Here is a 14,867-nt window from a genome sequence, read left to right on the forward strand (position 1 = left end):
TTGATTAATCTCTACTTATGCCAATGAGATCTTTAGTTACTTTACCTGATCCGATTTTACGGGAAGTGTCCAAACCTGTTGAGCAGGTCGATTCAGCTCTCCAAAAACTTGCGGATGACATGTTGGAAACCATGTATAATGCTAAGGGCGTTGGTCTTGCTGCTATTCAAATTGGTATACCGCTACGTATGTTGGTTATAGATGTCTCTGGAAATTCTGAAGATGAGCAGAAAAAACCACTTGTTATTATCAACCCTGAAATTTTATGTCTTTCAGATGAGCGTAATATTTACAAAGAAGGTTGTCTTTCTATTCCTGATTATTTTGCAGAGGTTGAACGTCCTAAACGCCTTCGTGTTCGCTATCAGAACCGTGAAGGAAAACAAACAGAAATTGAAGCAGACGATCTCTTAGCAACTTGCTTGCAGCATGAAATTGATCATTTAGATGGGCGCCTTTTTATTGATTACATTTCAAAGATCAAACGCGATATGGTGATACGAAAATTTAAAAAACGCGCAAAAGAAAAAAACATGCAGGAAGCAGTTTTGTAATGGCTTTACGATTAAGTTTTATGGGAACACCAGATTTTTCTGTTCCTATTTTACATGCTTTACTGGATGCAGGTCATGATGTTGTTGCTGTTTATAGTCAACCCCCTCGCCCAGCAGGACGTCGAGGGCTTAAATTAATCCCCTCACCTGTTCACAATGTAGCAAAAAAGAAATCCATTCCTGTCTTCACGCCTCAAACACTTAAAACAGCCGAACAACAGGAGCAATTTGCAGCACTTTCTGTTGATGCTGCTATTGTCGTGGCTTATGGACTCCTTTTACCTAAAGCTATTCTCGAAACGCCGCGTTTTGGTTGTTTTAATGCCCACGCTTCACTCTTACCACGTTGGCGTGGTGCTGCGCCTATTCAACGAGCAATTATGGCTGGTGATAAAGAAACAGGTATCATGATCATGAAAATGGATGAAGGACTTGATACGGGGCCTATCGCTCTTTCTCGCTCCATCCCCATTACTGATAACACCACCACTGCTGAGCTTTCAAACAGACTTTCACATATTGGCGCAGAACTTATGGTAGAGACTTTATCAACTCTTGAAAAAGGACAACTTAAACTGACCCCACAATCAGAGGAAGGCATTACCTATGCGGCCAAAATTAGAAAAGAAGAGACCCGCATTGATTGGACAAAACCTGCAGAGTTTATTCATAGGCATATTCGCGCGCTCTCTCCCTCTCCTAGTTGCTGGTGCAACATGAATATCGGTGGACGAGAAGAACGTGTAAAAATTCTTGATAGTCGCTTAACAACAGGTCCTTCTCTTGAAATTGGACGGATAGAACCAGATTCTTTGATTATCCATTGTGGGCAAGGACGGATAGAAATAACCTCTCTCCAAAGATCTGGCGGTAAAATTCTTGAGTGCGCAACATTTTTGCGAGGTGCTCATATTTCTGCTGTTTTTTAAGATGCCACGTTTTAAACTCACTCTTGAATATGATGGTTCAAATTATGCTGGTTGGCAGCGTCAAGCAAAACTTCACACTATACAAGGAGCTCTTGAACAAGCACTCTTTTCCTTTAGTGGACAACAATTGACCATAACAACAGCAGGACGAACGGATGCAGGAGTACATGCTACGGGACAAGTTGCGCATGTTGATTTTGAAAAAAACTGGCATCCCCATACTGTACGTGATGCGCTCAATGCTCTTTTACGAAAACAGGGAGAAGCAATTTCAATCCTAAACGTAGAAAATGTCCCTGATGACTTTGATGCACGATTTTCCGCTATAAAACGCCATTATCTTTTTAAAATACTTAATCGTCGCTCTCCACCAGCCTTAAATGCCAAACGCGTGTGGTGGTTGCCAAAGCCTCTTAATGCTGACGCCATGCATGAAGCAGCGCAAAAGCTTGTAGGACAACATGATTTTACAACTTTCCGTTCAGCACACTGCCAAGCCAAAAGCCCTATTCGCACCCTTGAACGCCTCGATATTCAAAGAGAAGGTGAAGAAATTTTCCTTTATGCACAAGCTCGTTCTTTTCTTCATCATCAAATCCGTTCATTCGCAGGAAGCCTCATGGAAGTGGGTATTGGACGTTGGACAGCTCAAGATCTCGAAACAGCTCTTCATGCTAAAGATCGTAAACGTTGTGGTGTTGTTGCCCCCCCCGCAGGACTTTATTTAACCAAAGTAGAGTATTAATGATCCTTCAAGAGTGAACATCTCAAAAGTCGTTAAAGCAGTTTATAAAAAGAACGAATTTCTTCAAAAGCTTCTGCTGCTGTATTAACAAATTTTACAAAATTAATATCAGTAGGAGAAATTGTACCTTGTGCAGACAGATACTCAAAATTGACAGTATTGCTCCAAAATTCTTTGCCAAACAATAAAATTGGTACCTGTTTCATACGCCCCGTCTGTACTAAAGTTAATGTCTCAAACAGTTCATCCAGAGTCCCAAATCCTCCAGGGAAAATGGCTAGGGCTTTCGCTCGTACTAAAAAATGCATTTTGCGCATCCCTAAATAATGAAAATTGAAACATAAATGCGGCGACACATACGAATTAGGCTCTTGCTCATGTGGTAAAATAATATTCAAGCCAATCGTTGGAGCACCAACATCACAAGCACCACGATTTCCCGCCTCCATGATTCCTGGTCCGCCCCCCGTAACAACCACAAATTCACGATATTGTGTCGTAGCAGAATAAAGTGAGCACAAACGTGAAAACTCTCTTGCTTCATCGTAATAATGTGACATAGCATGCAAATTTTTCTTTTGTATTTCATTCTTTGCAGCCCACGCTGCTTGCCCAGGTTCAGGAATACGCGCACCACCAAACAAAACAACTGTTGATTGAATATCATATTCTTTAAGGGTTATTTCCGGCTTTAAAAATTCAAGACTAATACGTTGTGAGCGCAGCTCTGGACGCATCATAAAATCTTGATCGATATAGGCTAAACGATAAGTAGACGAACGCACTTGTGCTGAATTAGAGACTTTATGGATCTGTTGTAGAGCATCCTTCGTATGGAGAAGTGGTGTCCAGTTTTCTTGCTCCCTTTTTCTTTTTTCTTTACAGCCTTTTTTCATGCACCTGTCCTACTTCCTCATCGTTTTATTGACTGAACACATTTCTTCGCGTAGTTCATAGAGAATAAATCTTGAAGCTTTCAACTTGTTTAACGGAACTCTCGTCATGACCCATATCACACAACTTGAAATTATTATCGAACAAGCTTTTGACGATCGCGATTCCATCGATACTACCACAAAAGGCGAAATACGTGAGAGTGTTGAACATGCATTGAACCTTCTTGATAAAGGTGAAATCCGTGTTGCAGAACGACAAAAAAATGGACAATGGCATGTTCATCAATGGTTGAAAAAAGCGGTTTTGCTCTCTTTTCGGCTTAATCCTATGCAAATTATTACTGGTGGAATCAATGGGACACATTGGTGGGATAAAGTTCCTTCAAAATTCTCTGGTTGGCAAGAGGCAGATTTTAAAAGTGCTGATTTCCGTTCCGTTCCTGGAGCCATTGTACGTCATTCTGCTTACATTGCACCCAATGTTATATTGATGCCATCCTTTGTCAATCTTGGTGCTTTTATCGATGAGGGCACAATGGTTGATACATGGACCACCGTTGGTTCTTGTGCACAAATTGGTAAACATGTCCATCTTTCTGGCGGTGTTGGTATTGGAGGTGTTTTAGAACCACTGCAAGCAAATCCAACAATCATTGAAGATCATAGCTTTATCGGTGCTCGCTCTGAAATTGTTGAAGGCTGTATTATCCGTGAAGGTGCTGTTTTGGGAATGGGAGTCTTTATTGGAAAATCAACAAAGATTATTGATCGTACAACAGGTGAAATTTTTATTGGTGAAGTACCAGCCTATTCAGTGGTTGTACCAGGTTCTCTCCCTGGAAAACCTTTACCAAATGGTGAAGCAGGACCTAGCCTTTATTGTGCTGTTATTGTAAAACGCGTTGATCAAAAAACACGAGAAAAAACATCCATTAATGATCTTTTACGTTCTTAGACACAAGATTAATGCATAATAATATTTCATCGTTTTTTAACTTGAATAATAACCTCGAATACAAGGATTCTCTCATTTCAAATCCTTTCATAGTGAATCAATCACTATCATTTCCTTACACATTACAAACGCAGTTGGTGTGTGGGTAAGAAACACTTTAAGAAAAGAGTGAAATACTTTTAATGAATTCTCTCAAATGATAAGGACTGTCATAATATTTTGAGCTGAAAAAGAGTATGATGGGTACGCTTTGCACCTTTCTGACGCGTAAAAGCGGTAATGCCAAATGGATTTTATATCATTCACAGTGTATTTTACGTTATATTTTTCATAGCCCCGTTGTGAAATGGAGTTTGATGTATTGAGTGATGATTTACGAAAACGAGCACGCCAATATGCAACATAAATGTATTTTGTTTAAAGCATTCTGTTTTACGTGAGAAAGTGACACCATTACGCAATACACAAAAACATGAAGCACGGCGCAATTCTATTTAAAGTATCCTTTAAACACCTGAACCAATCGACAAAAGCAAAAGCGCAATCAATGAGAGAAAATACCCTTTTTTCATTATTTGTTCATTTTGAGCGCTTGAATAAATGCCGATTGTGGAATTTCTACTTTTCCAAATTGGCGCAGCCGCTTTTTGCCTTCTTTTTGCTTTTCCAAAAGTTTGCGCTTACGCGTAACATCACCCCCGTAACATTTCGCTGTTACATCTTTACGCAAAGCACGAATCGTTTCGCGCGCTATAACTTTACCACCAATAGCCGCTTGAACTGGAATCTGAAACATATGCTGAGGAATAAGATCTTTCAGTTTTTCACACATTGAACGCCCGCGCTTTTCTGCAATCGTGCGGTGAACAAGCATCGATAATGCATCAATAGGCTCTCCATTCACCAAAATAGACATTTTAACTAAATCACCTTCTGCATAATCTGTCATTTGATAATCAAAAGAAGCATAACCCTTTGAAATCGATTTTAGCCGATCATAAAAATCAAAAACAACTTCATTCAGTGGTAAATCATACGTTACCATAGCACGGGTTCCAACATAGGACAAACCAACCTGTACCCCACGCCGCTCTTGGCATAGCTCTAAAATTGACCCAAGATAATTATCAGGAGTCATGATTGTCGCTCGAATCCATGGTTCTTCTATGGAAGAAATTTTAACCACATCAGGCATATCCGCTGGATTGTGCAACTCTTTAACAGAACCATCATTCATATTCATGCGATAAACAACTGAAGGTGCTGTCGCAATTAAATCCAAATTAAACTCACGCTCTAATCGCTCTTGAATAATTTCAAGATGCAGAAGTCCCAAAAAACCACAGCGAAAACCAAACCCCAAAGCCGCAGACGTTTCCATTTCAAAAGAAAAACTCGCATCATTTAAGCGTAATTTGCCCATGGCTGCACGCAAATCATCAAAATCGGCAGCATCAATTGGAAAAAGTCCACAAAAGACAACAGGTTGCGCCGGCTTAAAACCAGGCAAAGCATTTTCACAAGGACGACGCTCTTCAGTAATCGTATCCCCAACCCGTGTATCTGCTACCTCTTTGATAGAAGCAGTGATAAAACCAATCTCGCCTGGTCCTAATTCATCAACCTGTACCATTTTAGGTGTAAAAACCCCAACGCGCTCAACTGGATATTTTGCTCCTGTACCCATCATACGAATGGTTTGTCCTTTTTTTAAAATACCATCTATCACCCGTACCAAAACAATGACACCAAGATAGGCGTCATACCAGCTATCAACCAACATTGCTTTCAAGGGATTTGCAACATCGCCTGTATGTGGAGGTGGTAATTGTGCAACAATTGCCTCTAGAACATCAGGAACACCCAAACCTGTTTTTGCTGATATTTCTACTGCTTGAGATGTATCAATGCCTATCACATCTTCAATTTGTTCTTTAACACGCTCAGGTTCTGCTGCTGGAAGATCAACTTTATTGAGAACAACAACCAACTCATGGGAATTATCAATGGCTTGATAAACATTTGCTAACGTCTGCGCCTCTACGCCTTGGCTTGCATCCACCACCAACAGAGAACCTTCACAAGCTGCCAATGAACGCGAAACCTCATAAGCAAAATCCACATGACCAGGTGTATCCATAAGATTTAAAATATAGGTTTCACCATTCTTTGCTTTATAGTGTAAACGTACCGTCTGTGCTTTAATAGTAATTCCACGTTCACGCTCAATATCCATGGAATCGAGTACTTGTTCTTTCATCTCACGTGTATCAAGCCCACCTGTTATTTGAATCAAACGATCAGCTAAAGTGGATTTGCCGTGATCAATATGCGCCACGATGGAAAAATTACGAATATAATTACGATCTATTGTCATATAAGGCGATTTAGCAAAGAATAATACAAAACGCAAAGACCAATTATGCTCCGGCTTCTATCAAAAGAATATAAACCTAAAAAGCTTCTCAAAACACAACTTTTTATAGCCTAAAAAATGAGGCTTTTGTTTGCTAAATTAAATCCAAGGGTGCTAAAATGATCCTTTCACATCTTATTTGATAACTCATATGCTGTAGTAAGCTGGCACCATCACACACTTTGCCAACCTCCAATATTACGACGATCCTTTACACTTGAAAAAGTTTATAAGAGATATGCCTTTCTTGTACAGTCTTTACCCACATGCCCCCCACCCACTTGTGATGTGTAAGCAAGTGATTTGGATTGATTTAACATGAAAATGATTTGAAGTGAGAAAGTTTTACAGTATTCAGGGTTCTAACTCAATGTGAATAATGATATATTATAATTATAAATCAATGTATTATCATATTTATATGATGGGCGTGTATATCATTTAGGCTTGCAATAAATTCGCAAGAAATGCTTTTTTATTTGTATGCAATAATCTTATTTTTTAGCAATCTTATATAAGATAACATGAATATCGAGGGAGTTTCTTCTCAATTTTTAAAACTTTAGAAATATGCTCTATTGAGTGATGTTTTTATATAACTCCTTCCTTCCTCTATTAAAGATAAAACACACCAATCCTCTTTGATTCATTGGATAACGCATTGATTTATAATGATGCTCTGTGGTTTTTCTATACTTCATGTGGACCGTCAATGAATATGATGTATATTGAGAAAATTATCTTTTAAAAAACGATTTAATGTACAACGTTATGGGGTACTTTGGACGTTCTATTTTGCGTGAGAAGCGTAACTCTATTAAAGGACAAAAGAAATAACGTGCGACAGTGCATAGTTTTCATTATTCAAAAACATTACCGTAGATGTTTTTGAAAGTTGTAAAGCCGAATTTAAATATAGGCGTTAATTTTTACCTTTATATCACCTCATGCTTTGGCTCAATAAAGGTTGTCTGCCCGTTTCAGAAGTTAGGCAAACAGATAGAAGCATACTATTTCTCCAATTTGGCATGCAAAAGCTGGAATAACTTATAGAACTTCTTAATCATCTTAATATTAAAAAAGCCTTAAAAATGAAAACTCTACAAGAAAAAATCTCATGCAATAAAATCATAATAAAAAAATGTATAGCTAATCAATTTTTTTAATTGCTTTATTTTTTTTACGCCATTGTGAAGGTTGTAATTCAGCCACAATGATCCCAATCAGAATAAGCAAACCGCCTAATAAAGCTAAGGGAGATAAATGTTCTCCAGCCAAACGCCCAACAATACCAGCCCATACTGGTTCACCTGCGTAAATGAGTGTCGCACGCGTAGGGGAAATAGACTTTTGTGCCCAATTCATAGCTAATTGAATAATGGCACTCATTAATGCCAATCCTATACCAATATTAAACCACACCCACGAAAATTCAGGAATGCTTTCACCCATCAAAGGCATACAAGCAAATGAAAAAAAACCACTAAAAAATAACTGAATAATGGTTACACGCCGACTATCAACCTTGTTCGCAAAAATTCCGATGAGTATGACTTCTCCAGCAATCGCTAAAGCGCCTAACAAAGTTAAAATTTCGCCTTTTGAAAAATCAAAATTTCCCGGCTTTTGTCCTGAAATCAATACAAGCCCAATAAAAGCGAAAATAATACCAATCCAACAAGCTAAACGGGGAGGTTTTTTAAAAACAATCCATTGCAAGATTGGAACCATCGGTACATAAAGCGCTGTGATAAAAGCTGACTGACTACTAATAATTGTTTGAAGTCCAGCTGCTTGAAAAGCATAACCAAAAAACATGGCTAAACCTATCGCCATCCCAGCGAAAACTTCATAAACAGTTATACCTTTTATAGAGCGCCAAAAAATTACCCCACATATAAGAGATGCAACAATAAAACGAAATCCAACAAAAAACAGAGGACCACTATAGCGTACCGCAATGTGAATGACTAAAAATGTAATGCCCCACAATATTGTCGCAGTAAATATTGCCAATTCTGGCTTACTTAATAAAGGATATTTAAACTGTTTTAGATTCACCATGAAAAACTTTCTCTTCCAATTTTCCCCACAATTTATGAAACAATAAGCGTTCCAACTCCCTGTTCGGTAAACAGCTCTAGTAAAACAGAATGAGGAGTTTTACCATTTAAAATGACAACACCTTCCACACCATTTTGAAGGGCTTTTATACAAGTCTCTACTTTTGGAATCATACCTCCTGAAATTGTCCCATTTTTAATAAATTTTTCAGCTTCAGAAACTGTCAATTCTTTTAAAAGTTTACCCTGTTTATCCAAAACACCAGGAACATCAGTGAGAAATAAAAGGCGTTTAGCCTCTAATGCACCAGCAATAGCTCCAGCAAAAATATCAGCATTGATATTATAAGTTTTACCATCGCGTCCTGGAGCTACAGGAGCAAGAACTGGTATCATTTCAGAAGATGCTAAAAGATCTAGCAATGTGCGATCAACTTCAACAGGCTCACCAACAAACCCCAAATCTAAAACACGTTCAATATGCGAATCAGGATCAATGACAGTTTTATAAGCCTTTTCGGCAAAAACCATATTGCCATCCTTGCCGCATAATCCTATTGCCCATTCACCCTCAGCATTGATGAGAGCAACAATTTCTTTATTTATGGAACCCGCTAAAACCATTTCAACCACTTCAACGATCCGCTCATCGGTTACCCGTAGTCCGTTTTCAAATCGCGATTCAATCCCCATTTTCATTAAAATTTCAGCAATTTGAGGCCCACCACCATGAACAACAACAGGATTAATTCCCGATTGCTTTAATAGAGCAATATCACGCGCAAATGCTCGCCCCAAATCAGGATCACCCATAGCATGGCCGCCATATTTTACCACGACCGTTTCATTTTCATATTTTTGCATATAAGGTAAAGCAGACGATAAAAATGCTGCTTGTTTTTCCAAAACATCTACATCACCGTTTTTAGCATCATCCATCAATAGAGCCTCCTCATCACTTTTTACCATCTCTTAATGAAATTTAGGAAAAGTGAAAACAATAAAACCAAACTTTACTCTATCCACCCCCTCCCCTGAAAATCGTCAATTTTCCTCTAAATTACGAAAAAGGAATAACGAAATGAAATACAAAATACTTCCTTTAAAAATTGACAGCGAAAAATTAAACAAAATAGACGTAAAAAAATGTCATTATTTTATGATCTTATATATAAAATTGAAAAGCAAAATTTTGAAGCTAAGCCGTACATTCAACTCATTAGTTTATCCCTATGGATACTTAACAATGAATAGGAATATATACAACCATTGATTTTGTAAGATAAAAATAAAGTTTCTTATCATAATAAAATTAACATATTCCCAAGATAAGAAATCACTCAACCGCTTTATAGCTTATCTCAATAAACTATAACTTTGGTTTTAAAAATTTGACTTTTTCTCAATCATTAAACATGAGGAAATGTCAACTGAACGCTCCTCATGGAGAATTATAATAAATTGATTTATAATAATAATTTATCTTTTTATATCGTAAAATTGAAAAAAGGCTTTGCAAAATTATCATATATTTTGATTTTATTGCGAGTAGCTCTTCAGAAGCATTTTCGTAAAAGCATTTAATTGTTTAGATTACTCTCTTCGTAAGGTTTTATAAAACTTCTCATTTTTCATGATCTGTCATTAAGTTTTTCTTTCTGCATAGCGATACATGCTTGAATTATTCAATGTTTTTTAGAATTTTTAATTCTTTTAATTATGTTATTTTATGAAAAAAGATTCATTTCGTAAATTTCCCTTTCCATATCACTAATCAATTTCAACAATATATCGTGCTGTTTTCTAAGCATATTGTGCTATTTTTTATTGTATTTATTTTTTCTTTTTAAAGGTAACTTCCTCTATCTTCCCACCAACTTTTTATTATGCCAATAAATTCAATTAAGTGAATTCCATCGAATCTGTTTCCCCACAAGAGAGATACATCGAATACCTCAAAACTTGTTTTGTTATGTCTTCTTTAGCATTCAACACACATTATCTCATTCCACAATTTCTTTGGAACAAAATAAACTTGATTATAGCGTTTTTTATTATCTGGAAGAACTATTTATGACATCAGAAATACAAAACTAAATCCGCATCTAAAAAGACATGATTACTGCTAAAAGCTAAGATGAGGCATGTAAAAGCTATTCCGAATAAAATAACCCTTATTTTAAAGGAAGCAGTGATTAAAACTATGAAAAATGCCAAAAATAAAATCGGTTATAAGAAGTTGATACTTTATTTGAAAAAGATGGATTGCCTAACAGCTTATTTAGCGTTTCTTGGCAAGCCGCTACCTATTTTATAGTTTTATTATAGAGCCTTTAAAAAGAAATTTTGAGTGAAAAAATAAACACAAAAAATACTGAATGCATAAAGGCAGTTATCATGACACTGGCAATATTTATTATCAATCACTCAATTGCGTTCTTATATGGATAAGCCCTTTTTAAAATGTCATAGACACTCAAAAATAAGACTTATCCATAAAATTCATGAAATATAAAAACTATCAGCAGCAGGAGTTTATCCTAAATTAGCTGTCTCTCTCTTTTCTTTTCAAGAAAAAATGCTTTTCAAAGATAATGAGACAATAGAAAGCTTAATGAAAATAACTTTCCCACAGTTCTCTCTAATTATTCTGAGAACATTCACATATTTTAACCAGAAATATTTTCAAAAAATTCTTTCATACGTGAAAAAAAACCATGTGATTGCGGTGAATTTTCATGATTTGAGAGTTTCTCAAATTTTTGCAACAATTCACGTTGTTCTTGTGTTAATTTCTGCGGTGTCTCAATCGTGATATGGATGTAAAGATCACCCCTTGCTTGCTGACGGCGCAACATAGGCATACCTTTGCCTCTAAGGCGGAATTGACGTCCATTTTGTGTCCCTTCTGGAATCTTAACGCGTGCTTTAACACCATCAAGGTCGGAAACTTCAAACTCTCCTCCTAAAGCAGCTGTTACCATTGAAATAGGAACGCGACAGTGAAGATCTGCTCCTTCTCGCTGAAAAAACTCATGCGGTTTAATGGAAAGGAAAATATAAAGATCACCATTGGGGCCACCACGAATACCAGCATCACCCTCACCAGAAAGGCGAATACGCGTTCCATCTTCAATACCAGCTGGAACATTTACGCTTAATGAACGTTTTTTCTCTATACGCCGTGTCCCCTGACATTTGGGGCATGGATCCGTAATAGTTTCACCACGTCCATGACATGTAGGACATGTCCGCTCAATAGAAAAGAAACCCTGTGCAGCACGCACACGACCAGATCCATGACATGTTCCACAAACTTGCGGCTTAGAGCCTTTTCTCGCTCCTGATCCTTCACAAACATCACACGTAACGGAACTGGGAATATTAATTTCTGCAGTTTTTCCTGAAAATGCCTCTTCTAAAGTCACTTCCATATTATAACTCAAATCTGCGCCACGTTCGCGACTATCACCACGCTTACGGTGTGTCCCTCCCATAATCTCACCAAAAAAGTCTTCGAAAATATCCGCAAATCCACCACCAGCAGCAAAACCACCAAAGGGATTTGCTCCCCCTTGACCACCGCTATTTTCAAAGGCCGCATGGCCAAATCGATCATAAGCAGCACGCTTCTGGGGATCTTTAAGAACTTCATAGGCTTCGCCAATTTCTTTGAATTTTCGCTCTGCCTCTTTATCCCCCGCGTTGCGATCAGGATGATATTGCATTGCTAACTTACGAAAAGCAGATTTCAACTTTTTATCATCACATTCGCGAGTCACGCCAAGAATTTCATAATAGTCAACCTTCATCATGTATTCCTGATAATTTTTCTGTCATCCATCTTTATGGATAATATTGCTTTTAATTTATATTTTTAGCAACAAAGTTGCAACTTATCTCAAATAATAAAGCCCCGCCTTATATTTCAAAGGCCGGGTTTATCAATTAATCAACACATATGCTGACACTATTTCTTCTTATCATTAACTTCTTCAAAATCAGCATCAACAACATCATCATTCTTTGCCTCTGTTTCAGTGTCAGCGCTCGCTGCTTGTGAGGCTTCGTACATAGCCTGTCCAAGTTTCATACTGACTTCTGCTAATTTTTGCATCTTTGTTGTTACTTCTTCCGTATCACTGCCTTCAAGCGCAGATTTCAAATCAGATATTGCTGTTTCAATCTGTCCCTTTTCTTCAGCTGATACTTTATCGCCATATTCATTGAGCGACTTTTTAGTTGAATGAATAAGAGCCTCCGCTTGATTTCTAGCTTCAACACCTTCACGGCGTTTTTTATCCTCAGCCGCGTGCTCTTCTGCATCCTTTACCATTTTTTCAATATCAGCATCACTTAAACCACCTGATGCCTGAATACGAATTTGATGCTCTTTACCTGTTCCCTTATCTTTGGCCGAAACATTAACAATACCATTCGCATCGATATCAAAAGTAACTTCAATTTGAGGTATACCACGTGGTGCTGGAGGAATACCAACAAGATCAAATTGAGCCAATAACTTATTATCACTTGCCATTTCCCGTTCACCTTGGAAAACACGAATCGTTACAGCACTCTGGTTATCATCAGCTGTCGAAAAAACTTGCGATTTTTTCGTCGGGATAGTGGTATTGCGCTCAATAAGGCGTGTGAAAACCCCACCCAAGGTTTCAATACCCAAAGATAAAGGTGTTACATCTAGCAACAACACATCTTTGACATCGCCTTGCAATACACCTCCTTGGATGGCAGCACCCATTGCGACCACTTCATCAGGGTTAACGCCTTTGTGTGGATCCTTACCAAAGAAGCTCTGCACAACTTGCTGAATCTTGGGCATACGTGTCATTCCACCCACTAAAACAACTTCGTCAATCTCACCGGCCTTTAATCCAGCATCTTTCAACGCAGCTTTACAAGGTTCGATGGTACGCTGCACTAAATCGTCAACGAGAGATTCAAATTTTGCCCGAGTCAATTTCATTGTTAAGTGCTTGGGACCTGATTGATCTGCCGTGATAAATGGTAAATTAATTTCTGTTTGCTGTGATGAAGAAAGCTCAATCTTTGCTTTTTCTGCCGCTTCTTTTAAGCGCTGTAAAGCGAGTTTATCATTTTTCAGATCAATTCCTTGCTCTTTTTTGAATTCATCGGCAAAATAACCAACCAAGCGCATGTCAAAGTCTTCACCCCCTAAAAATGTATCCCCATTGGTTGACTTAACCTCAAAAACGCCATCTCCAATTTCAAGGACTGAAATATCAAATGTACCACCACCAAGGTCGTAAACAGCAATTGTTTTTCCGTCCTTTTTGTCCAAACCATAAGCTAAAGCAGCAGCAGTTGGCTCATTAATAATCCGTAAAACTTCAAGTCCAGCAATTTTACCTGCGTCTTTCGTGGCTTGACGTTGCGCATCATTAAAATAAGCAGGAACCGTAATAACGGCTTGTTCAACTTTTTCACCAAGATAAGATTCTGCTGTTTCCTTCATCTTTTGCAAAATCATAGCTGAAATTTGTGACGGAGAATATTTCTTTCCCGCCTCTTCAACCCATGCATCACCATTGTCACCTTTAACAATTTTATAAGGAACAAGCGCTTTATCTTTTTCAACCATAGGGTCATCAAAACGGCGCCCTATCAAACGTTTAACTGCAAAAACTGTCCCTTCAGGATTTGTCACCGCCTGCCGTTTAGCAGGTTGCCCAACAAGCCGCTCCCCCCCATCAGTAAAGGCAACAACGGAAGGTGTTGTTCGCGCTCCTTCTGAGTTTTCAATAACTTTTGCGTTTTTGCCATCCATAACAGCCACACAAGAGTTCGTTGTCCCCAAATCAATACCAATTACTTTTGCCATATTATAATCTCCATTCAGCAAGCTACCTCAACCTTCATAAAGCATCTTTTTAAGATAGCTCCTCATAACACCTAAAGCCCGTATATTGCTTCAAGCAACATAAATAATAATAAACTGCAAGTCGCAACAAGCCTTGCTGCCTCGTATATAAGAACAGGCTTTTATTGCTACAAGAGAATAATGAGAGAAACATCTCCAAAATAAAAAATTTATTTTAAAATAGGCACGCTAATGACCCATAAATACCATATTTATGAGAGACTTGAGAGTATAATATATTTTTCTTGCGATTCTTAAAAAATATATCTTTCTATAAAAATTAAAAAATAAAAGAATGATTGCACTCTCGCTCTTGATCTTCTCATCATTGATAAAATCATACTCACGTAAAATCTTTTTAAAAGGCGAATAATTTATATCACAAATATTATAAATTTTCCTTGGAC

General features: G+C 37.7%; 10 protein-coding genes. 4 read left to right on the plus strand and 6 right to left on the minus strand.

The features are described from left to right. Positions 1-17 precede the first annotated feature (17 nt). The 3 genes from def to truA are packed head-to-tail and all read left to right on the plus strand — an operon-like array spanning position 18 to position 2,228. The gene (def, locus tag ACFINZ_RS02805; RefSeq protein ID WP_375701157.1) at positions 18-554 is read left to right on the plus strand and encodes a peptide deformylase; all 537 of its coding nucleotides are present in this window, start codon (positions 18-20) and stop codon (positions 552-554) included. Then, positions 554-1,483, plus strand: a complete 930-nt coding sequence (fmt, locus tag ACFINZ_RS02810; protein ID WP_375633681.1) for a methionyl-tRNA formyltransferase — start codon at positions 554-556, stop codon at positions 1,481-1,483. The genes def and fmt overlap by 1 nt, the downstream gene beginning before the upstream one ends. Position 1,484: 1 nt before the next feature. Then, the gene (truA, locus tag ACFINZ_RS02815; RefSeq protein ID WP_375633680.1) at positions 1,485-2,228 is read left to right on the plus strand and encodes a tRNA pseudouridine(38-40) synthase TruA; all 744 of its coding nucleotides are present in this window, start codon (positions 1,485-1,487) and stop codon (positions 2,226-2,228) included. Between the two features lie 32 nt (positions 2,229-2,260). On the opposite strand, the gene ACFINZ_RS02820 is transcribed toward truA, so the two are convergent. After that, the gene (locus ACFINZ_RS02820) at positions 2,261-3,124 is read right to left on the minus strand and encodes an LOG family protein (protein ID WP_375633679.1); all 864 of its coding nucleotides are present in this window, start codon (positions 3,122-3,124) and stop codon (positions 2,261-2,263) included. A gap of 106 nt (positions 3,125-3,230) precedes the next feature. On the opposite strand from ACFINZ_RS02820, the gene dapD reads away from it, so the two are divergent. Then, positions 3,231-4,079, plus strand: coding sequence for a 2,3,4,5-tetrahydropyridine-2,6-dicarboxylate N-succinyltransferase (gene dapD / locus ACFINZ_RS02825; protein ID WP_375633678.1), 849 nt, complete (start codon positions 3,231-3,233; stop codon positions 4,077-4,079). Between the two features lie 571 nt (positions 4,080-4,650). Here the strand turns inward: dapD and lepA are convergent. From lepA to dnaK, 5 genes are all read right to left on the minus strand, one after another. Beyond that, positions 4,651-6,456, minus strand: a complete 1,806-nt coding sequence (gene lepA / locus ACFINZ_RS02830) for a translation elongation factor 4 (RefSeq protein WP_375633739.1) — start codon at positions 6,454-6,456, stop codon at positions 4,651-4,653. Positions 6,457-7,644: 1,188 nt separating this feature from the next. Then, positions 7,645-8,559, minus strand: coding sequence for a DMT family transporter (locus ACFINZ_RS02835; RefSeq protein WP_375617501.1), 915 nt, complete (start codon positions 8,557-8,559; stop codon positions 7,645-7,647). Positions 8,560-8,591: 32 nt separating this feature from the next. Further along, a complete protein-coding gene (gene argB / locus ACFINZ_RS02840) occupies positions 8,592-9,497 on the minus strand; it encodes an acetylglutamate kinase (protein WP_375633738.1) in 906 nt (301 codons plus the stop codon). A gap of 1,730 nt (positions 9,498-11,227) precedes the next feature. After that, positions 11,228-12,370, minus strand: coding sequence for a molecular chaperone DnaJ (gene dnaJ / locus ACFINZ_RS02845; protein ID WP_375611466.1), 1,143 nt, complete (start codon positions 12,368-12,370; stop codon positions 11,228-11,230). Positions 12,371-12,528: 158 nt separating this feature from the next. After that, positions 12,529-14,421: a molecular chaperone DnaK gene (dnaK, locus tag ACFINZ_RS02850; RefSeq protein ID WP_375633677.1), complete on the minus strand. Its 1,893-nt coding sequence runs from the start codon at positions 14,419-14,421 to the stop codon at positions 12,529-12,531. Positions 14,422-14,867 lie beyond the last annotated feature (446 nt).

Origin of the sequence: Bartonella sp. AA81SXKL (assembly GCF_042196945.1) — a bacterium.
GTDB lineage: Bacteria > Pseudomonadota > Alphaproteobacteria > Rhizobiales > Rhizobiaceae > Bartonella.

Coding starts and splice junctions, on each gene's coding strand:
- def (WP_375701157.1), top strand. CDS start 18: ATGCCAATGAGATCTTTAGTTACTTTACCTGATCCGATTTTACGGGAA.
- fmt (WP_375633681.1), top strand. CDS start 554: ATGGCTTTACGATTAAGTTTTATGGGAACACCAGATTTTTCTGTTCCT.
- truA (WP_375633680.1), top strand. CDS start 1,485: ATGCCACGTTTTAAACTCACTCTTGAATATGATGGTTCAAATTATGCT.
- ACFINZ_RS02820 (WP_375633679.1), bottom strand. CDS start 3,124: ATGAAAAAAGGCTGTAAAGAAAAAAGAAAAAGGGAGCAAGAAAACTGG.
- dapD (WP_375633678.1), top strand. CDS start 3,231: ATGACCCATATCACACAACTTGAAATTATTATCGAACAAGCTTTTGAC.
- lepA (WP_375633739.1), bottom strand. CDS start 6,456: ATGACAATAGATCGTAATTATATTCGTAATTTTTCCATCGTGGCGCAT.
- ACFINZ_RS02835 (WP_375617501.1), bottom strand. CDS start 8,559: ATGGTGAATCTAAAACAGTTTAAATATCCTTTATTAAGTAAGCCAGAA.
- argB (WP_375633738.1), bottom strand. CDS start 9,497: ATGGATGATGCTAAAAACGGTGATGTAGATGTTTTGGAAAAACAAGCA.
- dnaJ (WP_375611466.1), bottom strand. CDS start 12,370: ATGAAGGTTGACTATTATGAAATTCTTGGCGTGACTCGCGAATGTGAT.
- dnaK (WP_375633677.1), bottom strand. CDS start 14,421: ATGGCAAAAGTAATTGGTATTGATTTGGGGACAACGAACTCTTGTGTG.